This is a genomic window from Dyadobacter sp. HNCC25DJ185 (genome assembly GCF_056895195.1).
This window is the reverse complement of sequence record NZ_JBXHAR010000005.1, coordinates 269,651-290,260: the sequence shown is the minus strand read 5'-3', so window position 1 is coordinate 290,260 and position 20,610 is coordinate 269,651. Positions and strand designations below refer to the sequence as shown.

At 48.1% G+C, this 20,610-nt stretch carries 12 protein-coding genes; 9 read left to right on the top strand and 3 right to left on the bottom strand.

What is annotated here, in order from left to right; all coding sequences use genetic code 11:
* Positions 1–8: 8 nt before the first annotated feature.
* Genes AC1XUF_RS16145 through AC1XUF_RS16135 form a run of 3 tightly spaced genes read right to left on the bottom strand, consistent with a single transcriptional unit; the run spans position 9 to position 3,347 of the window.
* Complete coding sequence (locus AC1XUF_RS16145) at positions 9–1,166, bottom strand: glycosyltransferase family 4 protein (protein ID WP_483342851.1); 1,158 nt, start codon at positions 1,164–1,166, stop codon at positions 9–11.
* Entirely contained in the window at positions 1,141–2,178 is a 1,038-nt protein-coding gene (locus AC1XUF_RS16140) for a lysylphosphatidylglycerol synthase transmembrane domain-containing protein (protein WP_483342850.1), read from the bottom strand. The genes AC1XUF_RS16145 and AC1XUF_RS16140 overlap by 26 nt, the downstream gene beginning before the upstream one ends.
* Positions 2,175–3,347, bottom strand: a complete 1,173-nt coding sequence (locus AC1XUF_RS16135; RefSeq protein WP_483342849.1) for a glycosyltransferase family 4 protein — start codon at positions 3,345–3,347, stop codon at positions 2,175–2,177. The genes AC1XUF_RS16140 and AC1XUF_RS16135 overlap by 4 nt, the downstream gene beginning before the upstream one ends.
* A 251-nt stretch (positions 3,348–3,598) precedes the next feature.
* On the opposite strand from AC1XUF_RS16135, the gene AC1XUF_RS16130 reads away from it, so the two are divergent.
* The 9 genes from AC1XUF_RS16130 to AC1XUF_RS16090 all read left to right on the top strand — a co-directional run bounded on the left by AC1XUF_RS16130 (position 3,599) and on the right by AC1XUF_RS16090 (position 20,587).
* Positions 3,599–4,579 carry an endonuclease/exonuclease/phosphatase family protein gene (locus AC1XUF_RS16130; protein ID WP_483342848.1) on the top strand — a complete coding sequence of 327 codons (981 nt, stop codon included), beginning with the start codon at positions 3,599–3,601 and terminating at the stop codon, positions 4,577–4,579.
* A 100-nt stretch (positions 4,580–4,679) separates the two neighbouring features.
* A complete protein-coding gene (locus tag AC1XUF_RS16125; protein WP_483342847.1) occupies positions 4,680–8,087 on the top strand; it encodes a T9SS type A sorting domain-containing protein in 3,408 nt (1,135 codons plus the stop codon).
* Positions 8,088–8,137: 50 nt separating this feature from the next.
* On the top strand, positions 8,138–12,514 hold the full coding sequence (locus AC1XUF_RS16120) for a GEVED domain-containing protein (protein ID WP_483342846.1): 4,377 nt from the start codon (positions 8,138–8,140) through the stop codon (positions 12,512–12,514).
* 175 nt (positions 12,515–12,689) lie between these two features.
* On the top strand, positions 12,690–12,857 hold the full coding sequence (locus tag AC1XUF_RS16115; RefSeq protein ID WP_483342845.1) for a hypothetical protein: 168 nt from the start codon (positions 12,690–12,692) through the stop codon (positions 12,855–12,857).
* A gap of 154 nt (positions 12,858–13,011) precedes the next feature.
* Positions 13,012–14,316: an esterase-like activity of phytase family protein gene (locus AC1XUF_RS16110; protein ID WP_483342844.1), complete on the top strand. Its 1,305-nt coding sequence runs from the start codon at positions 13,012–13,014 to the stop codon at positions 14,314–14,316.
* A gap of 175 nt (positions 14,317–14,491) precedes the next feature.
* Positions 14,492–14,950, top strand: a complete 459-nt coding sequence (locus tag AC1XUF_RS16105) for a hypothetical protein (RefSeq protein WP_483342843.1) — start codon at positions 14,492–14,494, stop codon at positions 14,948–14,950.
* Between the two features lie 297 nt (positions 14,951–15,247).
* Complete coding sequence (locus AC1XUF_RS16100) at positions 15,248–15,856, top strand: RNA polymerase sigma factor (RefSeq protein WP_483342842.1); 609 nt, start codon at positions 15,248–15,250, stop codon at positions 15,854–15,856.
* A 117-nt stretch (positions 15,857–15,973) separates the two neighbouring features.
* Positions 15,974–17,083: a FecR family protein gene (locus tag AC1XUF_RS16095; protein ID WP_483342841.1), complete on the top strand. Its 1,110-nt coding sequence runs from the start codon at positions 15,974–15,976 to the stop codon at positions 17,081–17,083.
* A gap of 171 nt (positions 17,084–17,254) precedes the next feature.
* Positions 17,255–20,587: a TonB-dependent receptor gene (locus tag AC1XUF_RS16090; protein ID WP_483342840.1), complete on the top strand. Its 3,333-nt coding sequence runs from the start codon at positions 17,255–17,257 to the stop codon at positions 20,585–20,587.
* Positions 20,588–20,610 lie beyond the last annotated feature (23 nt).

Sequence of the window (20,610 nt, the reverse complement as noted above, 5' to 3'; positions counted from 1 at the left end):
GATGTATTTTAAAGTGACGCAAACAATTCATAATAGGCCCTGACCATTTTATCCCAATGGTAGTGCCCCATCGTAAACTGCCTGAACGCCTCGCCCTGTCTTTTCTCTTTTTCGGGACTGGCGATCACCCGATTGAGCCGTTCTGCCCATGCATGCGGGTTTTGGCTTGGAATTAAAAAGCCGTTTTTTCCATTTTGTACTGCATCCGGAATTCCGTCGATATCGGCGGCAAATACAGGCAACCCCAATGCGGAAGCTTCCAGGCAAACCAGCCCAAAACCTTCCATATCCCCCTCAACATGAATGTTGGGCATTAAAAATCCATGGGCGGCGGCCAGGATATCCTTCACTTTTTCGGTGGGCAGGCGCCCCAGATGTCTGACGGAGTTTGCAATACCCGGATTCCGCAGCAATTGCCTGAGCCGGGTGTTGTCGGACGGAAAACCCAGAAACAACATCAGTTTCTCGCGCAGATCCTTTGGCAATACGGAAAGAAAACGCTCCGCCCATGTTGGTTTTTGCTCAAACGGGCCGATCAGTAACAGTAAGAAATCACCCTGCAATAAGGGAGTTACTTTTTCGATAAACCAGGAAAAACCCTTCCTTCTGACCGGCCGGCCCATAGCAACCAGAATGCATTGGCCGAGGTAGTGAATGTCAAAACCAGCCAGCACTTCTGCAATTCCGGTTGTTTTCGCTACAAGCGTCGGCTGAGGGTCCACACCGTTGTGAATCACTGTCAGCCTTTGGGGATTGAGCCCTAATGCTACTGCCCGATTTGCAGTTGCATGACTCACGGCGATTAATTTGTCCAGGTGATTGAAACGCGGAAGAATATACCTATGGTAGATTTTGCTAGGAAACACCACGTCCAGCCCGTGCAGGGTCGCGGTGCGTTTTAAATGCCGGTATCCTCGATGCCAGGAACAAAAAGCCGTGAGCAGACCGTCGTTAAAATGGATTACCGAAATGCCGGGATGGTCTTTACAGGCCTGCCTGATCTTTTTCTGCAATGAAAAGAAAAATCTGAGCATACCGCCCCGGCCGTCATAAACGATCCTGTGCACCTTGCAATAGCGTTCCATGCCGGTGATCAGCTCATAGCTTTGCTTCTCCATGCCTCCGATGGCCGGAGGAAATTTATGGCTTATAAACAATACTTCCATTGTCGGCAGAAGGATACAGGTTGTTCCTGCGGATGAATACCAGATAAAACAAGGCTCCGGCCAGTATCCAGAAAACCTGCCGCGCCCGCCTCAATACCGATACCGAAAGCCACAAGGATGCGCTGCTGATACCGATCAGGCCAAGCATCATTTTGTTGCCGATTTCCTCGACCCCGATCTGCCCCGGAATAAATGCACCGGCCGATTTGAACAGGATAACGCCCATATCCAGCAAAAGCCCGTCCATTACCGAAATGTCGTAGCCCAGTAAGCTGACCAGAATGAAAAATTCGAGCGAGCCGACGATCCAGTGGAGCGCAGAAAAAAGAAAGGACATCAACAGATCCTTTTTGTGGTGTAGAAAAAACACGTACAGATCTTGCCTGGCGCTTCTGATCCTGGTTTTGAGACGTCCCAATCTTGTATTTTTCTCAATGATGTCGGATGGAGAGGTCTTATCCAAACCCGACGCAATGAATTTGTAAATGATCGTCCCCATGGCGAGGAGAGCGGCGAATACCAACATAACCAGGATAACCGGCGACAGGAAAGGGGTTTCCAGATCACGCTCTATCAGCAACCAGATCGTCGCGAAGGAAATCAGGATCAATTGACTGCCAACTACCGATATACGGGAAATAATAACAGAAGTCAGGACGGCTTCACGGGCTATGGCGTATGGTTTCAGTACGATGACTTTCAGCATGTCCGCGCCGGCAAAACTGGCTGGGTTAAGAATGCCGACCGTTTCACAAACATGCCGGACCGCAAACAAGCGCCATTTGGAAATATTGGCTTTGGAACCGCCCAGGCAATACCACCAGCCCAAGGTCCCAAACCAATAAGCAGCGAAGGTCGTAACAATGATGTATCCGAAGCCAGCCCCTACCCGACGAATTGCGGGAAGTACTTCGCTAAGGTTGGTTCTCCTGATATATTGCCAGAAGATGACGACAAAGCTCAGCAGGAGCAGAACTTTGAAAGATTTGATATAAAATGGTCGGATTTTCAAGCCTGGATTTCTTCGTTTACAGCCTGCGCAAATGCTGCCAGATCATCAAAATAGATCTTCGCCAACTCCTCCCAGTTGTAGTTGCTGCTGTGCCGTATGGCATTTTCGGCTAATTTCGTTTGTAAAATTTTATTGCCCAGCACCCGCTTGATTTTGTCGGCATATTCGGCAGCATCGTTAGGCTCGCATTTGTACCCATTTTCACCGTTACTGATAAAATCCCTGCTACCGCCTCCGTCGGCCACCACCGGCACCAGCCCGGACGCCATGGCTTCCAGTACCACATTCCCGAATGTCTCAGACACGGAAGGAAAAACAAAAACGGATGCCGATGCATATAATACCGACAACTCCCGATGGTCCAGTTCTCCCGTAAAAATAGCGCCCGGCATCCGTCTCCGGCATTCCCTGAAAGCAATGCCGTCGCCGGCGACAACGAAATTACAAGGGAAGTTTTCTTTGCGAAGCAGCTGGTAAATGGCGATCAGGGTTTCCAGGTTTTTTTCCCAGACAAGTCGGCTGGCGAAAAGTACCGTCGGAAGATCATTTCCGGTAAGTTGCCGCATGTAATTTTCGTCCTTTTTGGAAGGCGAAAACAAGCCGGCGTCGATACCCCTTTTCCATATTTTTATCTTTTGAGGCGCCATTCCCATTTTTCCGAGCTCCCTTGCAATGCTTGCAGAAGGGACATACACCCTTTCACAACCGTCATAAAACTGGTTTTGGCTGTTTTGCGCCAGCTTTTCGACTGGTGCGATCAGAAAAGGAAGGTACTTAAGGTAGTAGTTGATATAGCTGATGAAGTGCGTATGGTAGATCGTGACAGCCGGGATTGCATTTCGAGACGCATATTCCAGCGCAAAGTGCCCCATAGGCGAAGGCGTGGCGATATGTATCACTTCGGGCTGGAATTCATCCAGTTTTGCGCGGATGCTTCCAGCACTTAACGAGGGCAGTGCTATTTTGTATTTTTTGTTAAAAGGAATCTGGACCGTCGGGAGCCGTACACACTCAAAACCTCCGATATCCGAAGGTCCGGAGCCACAAATGAAGAGAAATTCAAATCTTTCGGCATCAATTCGGTCGAAAAGCTGAAACATGGTCCTTGCAGCCCCGTCAAAATCGGCGATCAGGATCTCGGCAAAGAAGGCAACTCTTATTTTTTCCATCCCTGCGAATGTAGGTGTGCAATGTTTCGTGAATGTGAAGGGAGGGTTAAGAAATTTGGAAAGGTTGGAAAGGATAAAGGTGAAAGGGTTAAAAGGTTAAGGGGTTACATGCAAACCACCTTCGTTAACCTTTTGACCCTTCCGACCCTTTCTCTTTACAGAAAAACGAAACTATTAACGTATCCTTAATCTTGCATGATAATCCCGTTCACATTGCCACGCTAATTTCGTGCAACCAAGTAAACGACAGGATGCTCACTTCTTCTGCTAAACGCCGCTCGCTGAACCGGGCTGTGTGGATTTTTTTAGTACTGCCCCTTTTCTGGGCAGGCAATGAGTCGAACCAAAAAGTATTGCCCGATTTAGCCGCCGGATTTCCCGTATTGGACTCAGCGAGCTCCGGCGAATTTTCAGTGATCACTTATAACGTGGCCGGCTTGCCGCAGATCATTTCCAGCGCCAAAACCGAGCGTGCACCCAGCATCACCGAGATAGGCCTGAGACTCAACCGGTTCGACGTCGTGCATGTCCAGGAAGATTTCAACTATAACCGAAACCTTTATAACCGGAACACCCACACATTCCGCACCAGCAGCAAAGGTAAAGTGCCCTTCGGCGACGGCCTGAATACCCTTTCCAAATACCCTATCCGCGAAATGCGCAGGATTAAATGGACCGATTGCACCGGTGCCGACTGTTTTACCCCGAAAGGTTTTACGTACAGCCGGCTGGAAGTGGCACGGGACGTCTTTATTGATTTTTACAATGTTCACGCCAATGCTTACAACCATCCTTCGGCAGCAAAAGCGAGGCGCAATAACATCATCCAGCTGTCAGGTTATATCAAAAAACATTCAGCCGGAAAAGCAGTGGTCGTCATGGGAGATCTCAACGCCCATTATGGATACGGTCTGGACAACCTCCAAATCCTACTCGACGACCTCCGCCTGGAAGACGCCTGGATCCTGCACAAACGCAACGGACTACTCCCCGAATCCTCCGGCAACATTCCCCCTTCGGATATCCTCTCCATCACGGATTCGACAGAGACCATCGATAAAATACTTTACCGCAGCAGTAACGAGCTCATTCTGAAAACATCGGAATACCACTTGGAAAATGATCTTTTCAGCAATGAAGCCGGGGAACCACTATCCGACCACCATCCGGTAAGCGCGAAGGTAAGCTGGGCGTTACCAAAAGTAGAATATCTTACTAAGCGGTTACGGTAAATAAGTTTCGGGTTATTTTTTCGAATGCCGGTACAATATGTATCCGGCATTTTATTTAACTTAGTTTCCTCAATATTTACTGGACACTCAACGTTCGATTATGAAAATTTTTACTCCCGGCGCCCTTCTGAGGCTGGTTTTGGTTTGTGTTTGGTTCCTTTCGATTTCTGTTTCCTTCGGGGCAGAGATTATTTTCCAGCATAATTTCGAAAATCTCGACAACCCTCCCACGGATGCACAACTGAGCAGCCCCAACATTATCCATCCCGACCTGACCAATATTTTCCTGAACTCGGGACTTCTGTACCGCACCCGGACAGACGCCGGACAAAAGGCGCTTTCGATTACTGCTAGTGGGAATACGGCGGTTTATGTTTTGCAGATTCAAATGCCTGTATGCAAAAAACTAGCGGTCAGCAGCATATCATTTAAGGGGTTTGCGAGCAATAATGCTAACTTTTCAATCAGGCTCAATGGTGAGGCGTATGGAGTGGCCGTTGGTGGTACGAGCAACACTTACACCGATGTGAAGCAAATAAAAAAAGTTAACATTTCAGCTATTCAGAATACACCTAAGGCTTTTCGAATAGAAATTACGGTTGATTCGGGACATCCTGGCACCCTATCCAGCATTGATGATCTCACAATAGAAGGTCAGATAACCGAGGCAACTTCCAACCTGTCAGCTATCAAGTTCCCCTATTCGAGTAGTATACCACTGGAACGTTGTCCCGGTGCCGGTTCAGTGACTTATACAGCGAACCTGAGCACTCCTTATAAATCGATTAGCTACGAGATGGATGCTGCCAGCAAGGCTGCCGGCGTAACCATGGTAAGTGGCGCTTATCTGACTTATCCCCCCACATTTGCCGGAACAGTCTCGCTGACAGCAATCGCTCTGGGCTGTGCGAACGAGACTTTCACAAAAACGATCGATATCATGACCATACCTTCAGGGCCATCTTCGACAGATATGGATTTTCAAACAAAAACTATAGTCAACAATTGCACTGACTGTGGTGATTTAAAAAATTCGAAATATCCTTGTTTGACCGCCGGGACAATTTATAAGAGCGGTTTCGAAAGTAGATATGCGTCGGCGAAGGTTCGTTTCGAAGGCGGAGTGCGGAATTTTGAAATCAAAGGAAGTCCAAACACAGCGGCTGGCGCCAGACCTGGTTTTGATTTGTACTTTCGACAAAGTGATTTCGATCACTATCAGGGAACACTTTCCTTACCGACGGGTCCTTCGGATGAACAGGGAAAGGAGAACCTGAGACTAATCATCCAAACGGTAAGTCCATCCAACAGCAATCCGGTCCAGAAACTTAAGCCTGTCGTTTCCTGGAATGAAGCCGGAAAATGGTGGGTTATCAGTTATGCATTCAGCAACCAGGGCTTAGCCGAGCCCTGGCCGTCAAGTAACTTCAAGATCACCCTTGCCGATGCCGGGACTCCTTTTGTCAAACTAGAATCCATCGCCGTCGCCAGGACTGCTGAGGGCGACGTCCTTTCATGGAAGACCTCAGAAGAGACTAGCTTTGATCATTTTGAAATAGAAAACAGTGAGGATACATTACAAGGTTTTAAAAAGCTTGCTACGGTCCCATCCGGCCAAAACCCACTAGGGGGAAATTATAATTACACACACATTCCAACTGCCGCCTTGCAACAGCACTACCGGCTGAAAATGGTTTGCGCTGACAATACTTTCAGATATAGTAAAATTTTAACCGTCAGAGGGGATATCATTTATAGACATACTTTTGAAAATCTTAGCAATCCCCCTAGCGAGGCCCAGCTAGCTACTCCTGACATAATCGCCCCGGGTTTAACTTCCCTGTGGTCGGGTAATTCCGAAAATTTGTCCATCCTTAGCAGTGAGGATGTGAGCACAGTCCTTAAACTGGAATCCTATGACAAGGTTCCCGTTCTTATCTTGAATTTGAAAATACCGAATTGTAAAAAACTGGACATCACAGATTTCTCGTTATTTGTGTTCGCTGGTGATTATACTATGAAAGTCAACGGTTCCATCATCGACTTTAAAACCACCGCTTCCTGGTCACGGTCCCCAATAGCGGAGATGATCTCAGGCCTAACCGGTGAGGTTACGATCGAAATATCACACCCTATCAGCAGCGGCAGCCACCAGATGCACTTGGACGACTTTACAATCTACGGTAGGCTTTATGATAATCTGGTCGATCTGCGAACCCTGAACCTGAGCGGCACTAAGCAGCGCTGTCAGCAAGGACAAATTTTGAGTTATCAGGCAGGCAGCTACGGGGAATATAAGTCGATACAATATTCGCTTGATAATCTGAGCCTTGCGGCGGGGAACCAAATTGATATCAACACCGGATTGGTAACATTTGTGCCAACATTTGCGGGAGAAACGACCGTTACTGCCAGCGCAGTCAATTGTATTAATATTCCCCTTTCCACATCTGCGAAGATCGTTACAACCGTTGGAGGACTGCCGTTCTCCGACATGGATTTCAGCACACAGATTCATGGCGTCTTCGGTGATGGAAGTTGCTCGCGTTGCGGTTACATTGAAAATGGCTGTTTCAAAGTCGGTTATATTAATGGCACGGCCTACAATGATGCCGTCATTACCACCCAGCTTCGGTTTGTGAACAATGTGCGGACCTATAAAATGACCGGAGGATACGTCAGTGACGATTTCGACACGCCAAAGCTTATTTTGTATTTTAGTCAGAGTGACTTTGACAATTATAAAGGCAAAGTTAAGTTACCGCAAAATCCAACGGATACCAGGGGAAAGGAAAATCTAAGATTACTAATGACTACCAGTGGCAGGGCTTACAAATTAAAACCTAACCTATCCTGGGACGACCTTGATAAAAAGTGGATTCTCACATATGTCTTTCCAAGCTATGAGCAGGGGCCGCCGTACTTTGGAATTGATGAAAGAACGTTTTCCCTGTCGGAAGCTGATGACGCTATGCCCGTCAAGTTGGAATCCATCGAAGCACAATCCACGCCGGAAGGAAATCGCATTACCTGGAAAACTACCGAAGAAATTAATTTCAGTTATTTTGAAATTGAGAGCAGCGAAGATCCCAGACAAGGGTTTAAATACCTGGCTAATGTCGCGTCAAGGGGGAATGAGCTGGGTGGATCGTATAGTTACACAGATGTTTCATCATCCTTATTAAAGCAATACTACCGGCTAAAAATGGTCGATACAGATGATAGTTTTGAGTATAGTAGGATTGTTACGGCCAGCGGACAAATGAAAGTTGCTGATCTTCTTGTGTATCCCAATCCTACTCAAAACCTTATTTTTATTGAGTCACCAGATGCAGTAAATTCAGTTAAACTGGTCGACCAAAAGGGAATTGAAGTATTCAGCAGTTCTTTCCCGGGTCTGGAGACCTCATTAACCATACCGTTGCCGAAACTGGATGCGGGTAGTTATTATCTCAGGGTAAATCCGGGAACAGAGAGTCAGCAGGTCAGGAAGGTTATGATTAAATAATTTTTCAGGGGCTTACCCGGTGCTTAGCCTTCATATTAAACAAACAATCAATGGGCAGATTTCTACTAAAATCGATTGCGCTTGTAGGACTTTGTTGCTGCATAGAAGTCCCTTTGCTAGCCGAAACAACATTTGACAACGCTATATCAGGACTTGACACATTAGCAGCCAGTTGCCAGCCGACCTATGTCCATGGCTGCTCTGATGCACATGGTATAAAGAACTTTGCTATTGGTGGCAAGTATTTGAGTAACAATTCGGCATGCTCGCCAGCCGGATACGGCTATTTCGGTGCTGGTACCTCCGTATTACCGGGTGAAAACACCCCTTTCATCTGCTTGTTTTTGAATAATCAACTTGCTGCTAATGTGGCAATCTGGATGGATAAAAACCGGAACGGAATTTATGAAAACGATGAAAAAGTCTATTCCTCCAATTCTCCCACAAAAGTTTCTATCTCAGGAACCCTGCAAATACCTGTTTTGAGCGACGGACCTCTATCCGTAAGAGTTATGGCGGCTTACGAAACCGACCCAAATAATCCTTGCGGTGCCTACGATTATGGCGAAACAGAAGACTATGTTCTATACGTTCAAAATGACGCCGTTAACTGCCGCCCTACGTATCTGAATGGATGTGCGGGGGATGGGCTCAACACGCTTCTGATCAATGGAAGTGGTGAGAACGGACTGTCAACCGGTTGCTCTACAGACGGTTATAACAAATTTTCCAGCTACCGTCCAGTTACATCCGGAGAGACGGTGACCATCAGTGGCCAGCGCATCAGCAGTACTCGGAAAACGGGCGTCAAAGTATGGCTTGATAAAAACCGAAACGGCACTTTCGAAGCAGACGAAGTTGCCTACAGCACACCGGAGCCCGCTGCCGGGCCGTTTTCAGGCACGATGCAGATTCCGGCAAATTTGACGCTGGGACGTATAAGGATGCGCGTCGTAACTGCCTACGAGGTAGTGCCTGATGACCCGTGCGGAATTTATAATTCCGGAGAAACAGAGGATCATGATCTGCATGTTTACACGAGTACAGGATGTTCCGTTTCTTTTACAAGGACACCAGACGTATTGAGCTGTAGCCAGCAGAGCGTGACGCTTACTGCCAATACTACCTCTCCAAATCCCACTTACAGCTGGTCCAACGGAGCCACCACGGCATCTATCGTTGTTACAGCAGCGGGAAATTACGATGTACTTATGACCAGCGGGACCTGTTCGGTCAAAGGATATTCGGGGGTGTCCGGTAACCCAGCACCACTCAAGCTTACTGTTTCAAGTTCAGCGCCTGCACTCACATGCAGTACCCAAGTCGTTACGCTAACTGCAAGTACCACCGCAAAAAATCCTAAGTATAAATGGGACACGGGCGAGACATATCAATCTATTGGTGTGAGAACGCCCGGAACACACACCGTAACTATGACCAGTGGAGCCTGTTCCACCACAGTTTCGACCGTAGTCACCGGAAACCCTGCTCCCCTTACTACAAGTATTTCCGGTGACACATTGCTAAGCTGCGCCGCCCCCAATGTTACCCTGACAGCGAGTACAACCGCCTCCAATCCTAGCTACACTTGGAATAAGGGAGGATCCGGGCCTACAATAACAGTAAGTACACCAGGAAGCTATGAGGTTACTATGAAAAGCGGAAACTGTACCGCAAAAGCCACCAAAGTGGTGACATCAAACCGACCTGAGATTGCTGTAAAGATCAACGGGTATACTCCGCTAAGCTGCTCCAACAACAGCACTACTCTTACAGCAACCACGACCTCACCTAATCCAACTTATCTGTGGAGCACTGGCGAAACGACGCCGTCAATCACCGTTACTTCTACAGGAGCTTATTCGGTGACGATGACGAGCGGAAACTGCACTGCGACAGCTTCGCAGTATGTCTATGGCCGGACAACTCCAGTTGAAGCTTATATTGCGAGCGAATCGACTGAATTGACATGTGGAACGCCGACTATGAGACTATTTGCGAAGTCCCATAACGGTTTAGTTAATCCGACTTATCAGTGGAGCACCGGCGCAACAACAGAGACTATTACGGTGGCGACAGCAGGAACCTACTCTGTGACTATAACCTCCGAAGGATGTTCCGGTTCATCTTCACAAACCATTACAGGAAACGGCAATCAGCCAACTGTCAGCATTACCGGCAACGACTTGCTTTCCTGCGCCGATCCGGTAGCGACTCTGACAGCCACTACAACTGCTCCCAGCCCTACATTTAAATGGAGTACAGGAGCAACGACGCCGTCAATAGATGTTGGCACGCCGGCAACATATACAGTCACCATAACCAGCCAGGGTTGTACCGCTACTTCGTCAAAAGTAGTAACGGGGGCAAAAGCTTTGGACGTCAGCGGCGAGACCGTGCTGAGCTGCGCCAGAACCAGCACTATTCTCAAGGCAACTACGACGTCTCCAAACCCAACTTTTTTGTGGAACACAGGTGCAACTTCGCCGGCTATTGAGGTGAACACCGCAGGAACCTATACAGTTACAATGAACAGCGGGACGTGCACTACGTCGGTCACTAAAGTAGTTACAGGCAGCACTGCTCCCCTGTCGGTCACTATTACCAGTGCATCAACCGTACTAACTTGTACCAGGCCTTCAATAAAACTCAATCCGAACACATCCGCCCCAAATCCCAAGTACAAATGGAGCACAGGCGAAACGACACCATCTATCACAGTCACCACAGCCGGAACTTACACGGTTACCATGACCAGTGGTGAATGTACCGCAACTTTTTCAAAAGTAATAAAGGGCAGTGCTGAGCCTGAGGTCCGTATTTCGGGGTCAGAAGCTGTATGTGGACAATCCGCCATCACCCTGACTGCCAATACAGCTTCCGATAACCCAACCTACAACTGGAGCACAGGTGAGACCACCCCCACTATCCAGGTTACTGAGGCGGGCGCTTATACGGTAACTATGAATAGCGGGAGTTGTACAGCCGCTTCTGCTTCGAAAACGGTTACAAAGATGACTAATGCACCAACCGTCACCATCACCAGCGCTTCTGTTGTATTGAGTTGCACCAGATCAACAATCAGACTCAATTCCAGTACGACTGCGCCAAACCCAACTTATAAGTGGAATACAGGTGCCACAAACCCTTATATAGACGTGACCGAAGCAGGAACTTACACGGTTACTATAACCAGCGGTGGATGCACTGCTACCTTTTCAAAAACGATAAGAGGTACCACCGGAGCTGCGACCGTTAGCATTACAGGACCCAACATGACCTGCGGGCAACCAAGCGTTCAGCTCACTGCAACCACTGCGTCCGATAATCCAAAATACAAATGGAGTACCGGCGAGACGACGCCAACGATAAATGTAACTGCCGCAGGGACCTATTCGGTAACCATGACAAGCGGAACATGCACGGCTACTGCTACAAGAACGGTTTCGGGTGAAGGGGCTATACCGACCGTCGATATTACAAGCGCATCTGTCGTACTTAGCTGTACCAGATCAACAATAAGGCTTAATGCGAGGACAACCGCTCCAAATCCTACTTATCTGTGGAGTACCGGTCAGTCTTCGCCTTTTATTGACGTTACAATTGCGGGAACATACACGGTAACTGTAACCAGCGGTGGATGCTCGGCTTCCTTTTCCAAAGTGATAAGAGGAAGCACAGGAGATCCCACGGTACAGATCAGTGGCCTAAATACGCTGAGCTGCGCACAACCATCAGTTAAACTTACTGCAAGCACTGCGTCCGATAGTCCAAAATACAAATGGAACACGGGTGAGACAACTGCGGAAATCAACGTTACCGAAGCTGGTACCTACGCAGTCACGATGACCAGCGGTACGTGCATTGCGACCGCAACTAAAATTATTAATGGAAACACCACCGCTCCTACCGTAACGGTTACCAGCGCTTCAACGGTACTGAGCTGTACCAGGCCAACAATTAGGTTGAATTCCAAGACCACAGCCCCTAATCCTACCTATGTATGGAGCACCGGCGAAACGAAGCCGTACATTGATATCACATCCCCTGGCATTTACACCGTCACTATTACCAGCGACGGATGTACTGCTTCTTTTTCAAAAACAATAACGGGCGGATGTAATAGTAGCACGCGCATATCAGCGGCCGAAGCCACTGAAGAATCCGAAAATTTCTTATTGGACGTAACGGTTTATCCCAATCCGACTAGTGAAAAACTTCAGGCCGAAGTGAGCAGCAATGGCCGGAAACCAGTTATTATCAGATTGCTCGATATGGATGGCTCAACTATGACACGCAGGGCCTTCGCGCCATTTTATGGAAAACAGAAATTAAATATTTCCTTGCATAATTTTAATCGGGGACTGTACCTTTTAGAGATCACTTCGGGCGAGGAAAAAGTCAAGAAACGCATTTTGGTTGACTAAACAGCGCAACAAGTCAATGCCAAAATCCTGATTCACAAAAATTTTCGGGGTCATAGGGGGAAAATTGGACTAAGTCTGATTAATCTTGTAATCCTATGAAACTACATTCCCAATCTCCCGAAGCGTCAGATGATCAGGTCGCCTGGCAGGAGATGTAGCAGCGTTTGAGTAGCTTATGTCGCTCCATTTCCGGATGCTTTTTCGTTACGGTTCGAAATTCTCCCGCGATCAGGAATTTGTGAAGGATTCCATTCAGGACCTTTTTCTCCATCTTTTGGAAAAACGAAAAAACCTTCATGCGGAAGCCGCTGCCGAAGCTAAGTTCAGGGGCTTACTATCTTAACGTAAATCCGGGCACCGACAATCAGCAGGTCAGGAAAGTCCTGGTGAGGTAGTTAGAGACAACTCCACTTAACATTTCCTTCATCTACAACCCCATAACTTAACATACCCATAAAATCCGCAGGTGTAGTTTTACCAAAACTAAACTTGCCAAAATGAAGACCTTTTTACACTCTTTTCTCGCCGCCACGGCTACGGTCTCTTTGCTGAGCGGCTGTACGGACCACGGCCTTCCTTCGGAAAATTATCCGGCGAAGGCCGAAGCTTCCAATCCTGCTATCCTCGCGAAAGTAGGCGACGTGACGGTATACAATGGTGGCTTTGGCTCTGCCCTCGTGCAGGACCCGAACGACCACATGGCGTTTTATCTGCTGACGGACAGGGGTTCGAACATTGATGGTGCCGGCACCAACGTCAAGGTCTTTTCTTCGCCTGACTTCGTTCCGCAAATCGGGAAATTCCGGCTGATCGGGGACCAGTTGGTCCTTGAAAAGACGATCTTTTTGAAAAACGCAAATGGGAACAATCTCAATGGTTTGCCCAACCCTGCCGGCTTTGGTTTCAGCGGTGAAACTGCATTGGATGTGATGGGTAATGTCCTTCCAAACAGCATTGACGGCATCGATTCGGAAGGACTGGCTATGGCGGCCGACGGCACTTTCTGGGTAAGTGACGAATACGGCCCGCATATCGTACATTTTGATGCCAACGGTAAAACCATCGAGCGCATTAATCCCTTTGGAAATGGCACGGGTGGCCGCAAAATCCCGCTCGTTTTCGCCAGAAGAAGACCGAACCGTGGTATGGAAGGATTGGCGATCACACCTGATGGAAAGACTTTGGTGGGTATGATGCAGTTTCCTCTTTTCAACCCTTCGTCGGCTGCCATCACGGGCTCAATGGTGACGCGAATCCTCGCCTTTGATATTGCAACTGGCGAGAGCAAACAATATGTATACCTGATCGACAAAGCAAATCTTCAGGCCAACAGCGAGATCGTGGCGATCAACAATACACAATTCCTGGTGATTGAAAGGGATGGCGAATATGCTACGGACGCTACTAGAGGGTCTGTTTTCAAAAAAGTATTCAAAATCGACATTTCGGGCGCCACAGATATATCTGACCCCGCTAATGGCGAGAGCGGCAAGCTCTATGGCGGCAAGACGGTGGAAGAGCTGAAAGACTTTGCAGGATTGGCCGCAAACGGCATCACTCCCGTAAGCAAAACATTGGCAGCCGACCTGATGACCGACATCCCAACCCTTTATCCACACGATAAAGCAGAAGGAATTTGCATCATCGACGCTAATACCATTGCCATCTCCAATGACGACGATTTTGGAGTGGTTACAAAAACCGGCCAGTTGGGAACTTATGATACCAAAATTTTGCCCGCAACAGGTACTGTCGACCGCAACACGATTTATTTCGTCAAGTTAAAACAACCTCTTTGGTAAGCTTCTTTAGGCCAATAGGTTATATCAGTAAAAATGGACCAGTCAGACTATTCTGGCTGGTCCGTTTTTGTTTAAAATCCAACCTTTCTATATCAAAGATGCTCTGATTCAATAAGCTGACAAACAAAAATAAGGTCGTTCCTGCCTGTTAAATTGCCTCACCATCGTGCTAACCATGAAGAACAAAACGTTGAAATGCGTCATTTTCGTGCTGTCGCTCTGCCCGCTTGGATCCTGCACCAATTGCGACACCGTTGACCAGATGCAGACTGCACCTGTGCGTTTCGCTATTTTTGATCAAAATGGGAAGAATCTGGTTACAGATAAAAACGCCCGCTACCATGCTGACTCTATAAAGCTGCTTGTCGGAAAGGAAAATGTGACCCTGACCAAAAAATATGATCAAAATCTGGATGGTTTTACATTCGAGACATATCCGCCCAACTATACTTCCGGGGTTACGCAACTGCTGCTCTATCTCAATCACCTGGATACTGACACCCTCGTCGCCTTTTATGAACTGCGCAAAACCGATTGCGGCAGCTATTACAGCTACACACGTTTCACGCATAACGGCGCCGAAAGAAAGATCCCCGGCCTCTCCTCGACCATCGTGCTGGTCAAACCTCATTAATGCGTTTGTTTATTCTGATTGGTCAAAAACCGGAGAAAAAACTGCGTTGGCCAGGATTCCCAGCAGCCGGGGTGCCGTCGGGCTGATCGCGCAAATGGTTGGGCTTTGTGGCAGACTTTCGTGGTGCCCGGTTTTAACTGATCCGGTTGACTATTGTAGGTTCCACTTTCCCGGGACCGGCACTCAAAAGACGTAAAAAAAAGAGTCTTTTAGGAGGAAAATTGGATTAAGTTTGATTAATCTTGTAAAAGATACGGGCAACGACAACCTGGTGTCGTCAAGTCTTTTACCTGCATTATGAAGCTACATCCCAAATCACCCGAATCTTCCGACGACCAGATCACCTGGCAAAGGTTCCTGGCAGGAGATGTAGCAGCGTTTGAGCGGCTTATGTCGCTCCATTTCCGGATGCTTTTTCGTTACGGTTCCAAATTCTCCCGCGATCAGGAATTTGTGAAGGATTCCATTCAGGACCTTTTTCTCCATCTTTGGGAAAAACGAAAAAACCTCAATGCGGAAGCCGCCGTCAAACCTTACCTGATGTCGTCCCTCCGGCGCCTCATGCACAGGCAGGTCACTTCACGGTTCCGGATCGGCGACCTGGACCTCTCCGGCCCGGGCGACCATTTCGAATTGGAATTTTCTGTCGAGCAGGAGTACATCCACAATGAATCGATCCAGGCGCGGGCCCGGCATCTCGAAAAACTGGTGCAGGAGCTTCCCAGGAGACAGCGCGAAGTAATTTATCTCAAATTCTTCCAGGGGCTGGACCGCGAACAGATTTCAGAGGTCATGTCTGTCACCCCGCAAACCGTATCCAATCTTCTCCAGATCGCTATCAAACAACTCAAAACGCATTGGAAAGCCGAATTCCTTGCCTTGATCATGATGCATTTAATGCTATAAAACAGCACGATAGTACCACTTCAAAAATATTTTATTCTTTTTTTTAGAAATTCTTTAAAATTTATTGGTATCCCGGCCAGGTTTATGTCTATCGGATTATAGACGCAAATATGAACTATGGACCGCTATTACGACTTCACCGTTGAGGATTTTGTCTGGGACGATTTTTTTCGCCAATGGGTACTGTCACCCACCCGCGAAACGGATGCAATTTGGCAGGATTGGATCGATGCCAACCCGGAAACACTGGAAAGAATCCAGCAGGCAAAGGCCATCGTACTTTCCCTGCGTTTGCATGAACCGGAGATCAGCGAGCCCGAAATCACACAGATTGTTAAACAGACCGTAAGCAGGATCAACGAAGAACCGGAAACCCGGTTTAATCCTGCACCTGCCTATCGTATGCCGTGGTTCCGTATCGCAGCCTCTGTTGCCCTCCTGCTCGTTGCCGCGTGGGCCATTTACCAATCTGCCCCCCAGGAAAAAGCGGTGAGGACAGCGATTGCCGAAAGTGCTTCTCAGCCCGATCAGGCTTTTATAGAAAAGGTCAACGACTCTTCCGGGCCGATGCGGATCATGCTGGACGACAGCAGCCGCATTACCCTCGCGCCAGCCGGCAAGCTCCGCTACCCGAGTAAGCTGCCAAAAGAAAAACGGGAAGTATATCTTACCGGAGAGGCCTTCTTTGATATTGCCAAGGATACCGGGCGACCCTTTTTTGTATACTCCAATGGATTGGTTACCAAGGTCTTGGGCACCAGTTTCACGATTAAAGCGTATGGCAATTCCAACGAGGTCACGGTGGAGGTTAAAACCGGACGTGTCTCCGTATTCCCGGCTTCAGACCCGACTGCAAAAGAAAAACTAACCAGTGCCGACCTGCAGGGCGTCGTCCTCCGGCCCAATCAGAAGATCATTTACTCACGAGAGGAAGTAAGAATGGTAAAAACCCTGGTTGAAAAACCGGAAATGGTGGTTGCCAAAGCCGAAATACCGCAATTCGAATTTGAAGACACCCCTGCCAGCGAGGTTTTTGAAAAAATAGCAAAGGCTTATGGCATCGACATACTGTTTGACCAGGAATTGCTGAAAGACTGTCCGCTCACCGCCACTTTGGATAACCAGACACTTCACGACAAACTATCAATCATTTGCAAGGCTGTAGAAGCCAGTTACGAGATCCTCGACGGGCAGATCGTCATACACAGCAAAGGATGTAAAAACTAGAACCTTTAAACCATCTCCATCACGAAAAAGAAAGAATAACCTCAAAAAAAGAGCCGGCAATGTTCCCGCATCACCGGCTCAAGAAAATCCCCTTTGGTTGTCGCCATTTCCTCCGCGAGGAGGCAGGGATCGTTTTGCCAATTTTTCAATCTTAACAAAACATTCAAATCTATGAAAAAACCCTTTAAGTACCGCCAGGTATTACTTTGGACAATGCGAATAACAGCTACTCAAATGATATTTGCCATATGGTTCATCGGAACCGGCTATGCGCACGATGGCCAGGCGCAATCACTGCTTTCCCAGAAAGTTACGATATCAGCCAATGGCAGCGAAGTGAAAAAAGTGCTTCATCAGGTCGAGAAGCAGGTGGATATCCGGTTTGTATTCAGTTCAAAAATCATCAAATCCGGGCGAAAGGTCACCGTATCGTCTGTGAATAAACCACTTTATGAGGTGTTGGACCAAATTCTGACTCCGCTAGGGCTTGAATACGAAGTATCTGGCAAAATCATCATTCTAAGAAGACTGGAAACAGCGCCACAGGAAGCGCCTGCGGGGGAAACCATACCGTTGACGGCACCAAAAAGGAAACTGACCGGTAAAGTCCTCGACGAATCGGGAGCAGGGCTGCCCGGTGTGAGCATCGTATTGAAGGGCACACAAACGGGTACCACCACCAATCCGGATGGCGAATTTCAGCTGGAGATGGCTGAGGAACTGGCCCCCAATACCGTGATTGTATTCAGTTTTGTCGGTTACAAGTCGCAGGAAATTGTATTGGGTAACCAAACCAGCCTGACCGTCAACATGCTGCTGGAAGACAAATCGTTACAGGAAATAGTGGTAATTGGATATGGCCAGGTGAAAAAAAGCGACCTCACGGGTTCGGTAGCTTCTATTAAATCCGCAGACATCAATGCTTATCCGGCCACCAACCTCGTACAGTCACTTGCAGGACGCGCAGCCGGCGTATATGTATCTCAAAACACAGGTGCGCCCGGAAGCGCGATCAGCGTGCGTGTACGGGGAACAAACTCGATCCAGGGAAGTAACGAGCCGCTGTATGTCGTCGACGGATTTCCCTACTCTGGCAACCCAACCCTGCTCAACAATGCAGATATTGAATCCATAGAAGTTTTAAAAGATGCCTCCGCCACTGCGATTTACGGTTCAAGGGGAGCCAATGGTGTGGTTCTGATCACCACCAAAAAAGGCAAAGCCGGTCGGGTCGCCGTTTCTTACGAGGGATATTATGGAACCCAGAAATTGAGAAAGAAAATTGACCTGATGAACGCGACCGAGTATGCCAATTTCTATAATGAACAAGCCGCAAACGATGGTTTACCAGCGCATTTCACCCAGGATCAGATCAACGGTTTCGGGAAAGGTACCGACTGGCAGGACCTGGCTTTTCAGAAGGCGCCGGTTCAGAACCATTCCATTACAGTAAGCGGCGGTACGGATAAAACAAGGTTCTCGGTATCCGGAAGTAATTTTAACCAGGATGGGATCATTATCGGAAGCAACTACATCCGCAATGCGCTGCGCTTCAACCTCAGTACAGATATTGGTAAAAAATTCAAATTTGATTTAAGCTCGGTACTGAGCCGGATCGATTCCGACCGTAAAAATTCGGATAAGGGCAACCGCGGCGGGACCCTGATGTCGGCGATGCTATCAGGTTACCCAACCATCGCCCCGACGCTCGCCGACGGCTCTTATACCAAACTGGCAGAAGCATACGCCTGGGGTTCCAATGTGATCACGAACCCGCTCAATTTTCTCTATCAGTATTCGGATTTTATTCGTTCCAACAAGGTCCTGACCAATGGCGCACTGACATTTGAGCCGATCAAGGGACTGACGATCAAGACGATGGCAGGCATTGAAAGTACCGACGACCGCACCGATACCTACACAACTACCAAATTCGTCAATTCGAAAGGCTCGGCTGCTGTGGGTACTAACCGCGTAAGTAGTCTGCTGAGTGAGAATACGGTCAGTTACAATAAGGAGTTTGGCAAGCACAGTCTTTCGGCCGTCGCAGGTTTTACCTATCAGGACTATGTGGCTACCACTTTAAATGCGTCCGGAAGCGGTTTTATCAGCGATAATCAGGAAACGTACGATATCGGCGCAGCTACTACGCAGAACGTACCCAGCTCTTCTTATCAAAAATGGGTGCTGCTTTCGTATCTGGCGAGGGTTAATTATTCCTTTAACAGCAAAATACTGGCAACCGTCAGTTTCCGCACCGATGGTTCGTCGCGGTACAGCGACGGTCAGAAATGGGGTTATTTCCCCTCTGCTGCACTAGCCTGGCGGCTTTCCGAGGAAGATTTTATCAAAAGTATTCCCTTCATTTCCGATTTAAAAATAAGGGCGGGATATGGTGAAACCGGTAATACTTCCATCAACCCTTACTTTACTTTGAACCAGCTTGCCTCCGGACAGGTCGTTTTTGGTGATGCTTTAACCACCTCTTATGCGCCTGGAACGCGACTGGCCGGGTCGCTGAAATGGGAAACAACGGCACAATCCGATATCGGTATCGACGTAGGATTGCTCAACAACCGGATCAATCTAACGGCCGATTACTATATCAAAAACACGCGCGACCTGCTCAACAATGTGCAGCTCCCGTCCTCGCTGGGTTATACCTATACCATTCAGAACATTGGGAAAATCCAGAATAAAGGGTTCGAATTCGCTGCCAACGCCACAGTCCTGGAAGGGGCTTTCAAATGGAACGCGGGCGCAAATATATCTTTCAACAAGAACAAGGTCGTCAAACTGTACGGCGGAAACGACATTCTGGGCAGCACGATTGGCGCGGCAGTGAACGATAACGTGAACATCCTCCGTGAAGGTTACCCACTGGGATCTTTTTACGGATATGTTGAAAAGGGGTATGACGACAAGGGTTTTATCGCGTATGAAGATTACAACAACAACGGAAGCCGCGACGCGGGGGACAAACGGATCATTGGAAACCCCAATCCCAAATTTATCTACGGTTTCAATTCGACGATGTCTTACAAAAATTTCGAGCTCACGGTTTTCATTCAAGGTTCCCAAGGTAATGATATCTTCAACCTGAGCGCGCAGGGACAGGGTTACGACTACGGACAAGCACTGAACATGCCGCGCGAGGTATACCTCGATCACTGGACCCCGGCCCATACCGACGCAAAATATCCGATCATCAAAACCTCATCGCAGGCCCAGATGTCCAATCGTTTCGTGGAAGACGGCTCCTACCTGCGTTTCAAAAACATCCAGCTGAGCTACAATCTGCCAGTTACCAAGCTGCATATCAAATGGATGACCAATGCGCAGCTGTACGTCAGCGGACAAAACCTGATCACGTTCACCAAGTACTCCTGGTATGATCCGGAAGTGAATTCCTACGGAGCTTCCAATTCCATTGTCCAGGGCGTCGACCATTATGTATATCCAATGGCGAAAACCACTACAATCGGACTCAGGGTAGGATTTTAAGTTTTTTTAAAACTGGTTAAAGA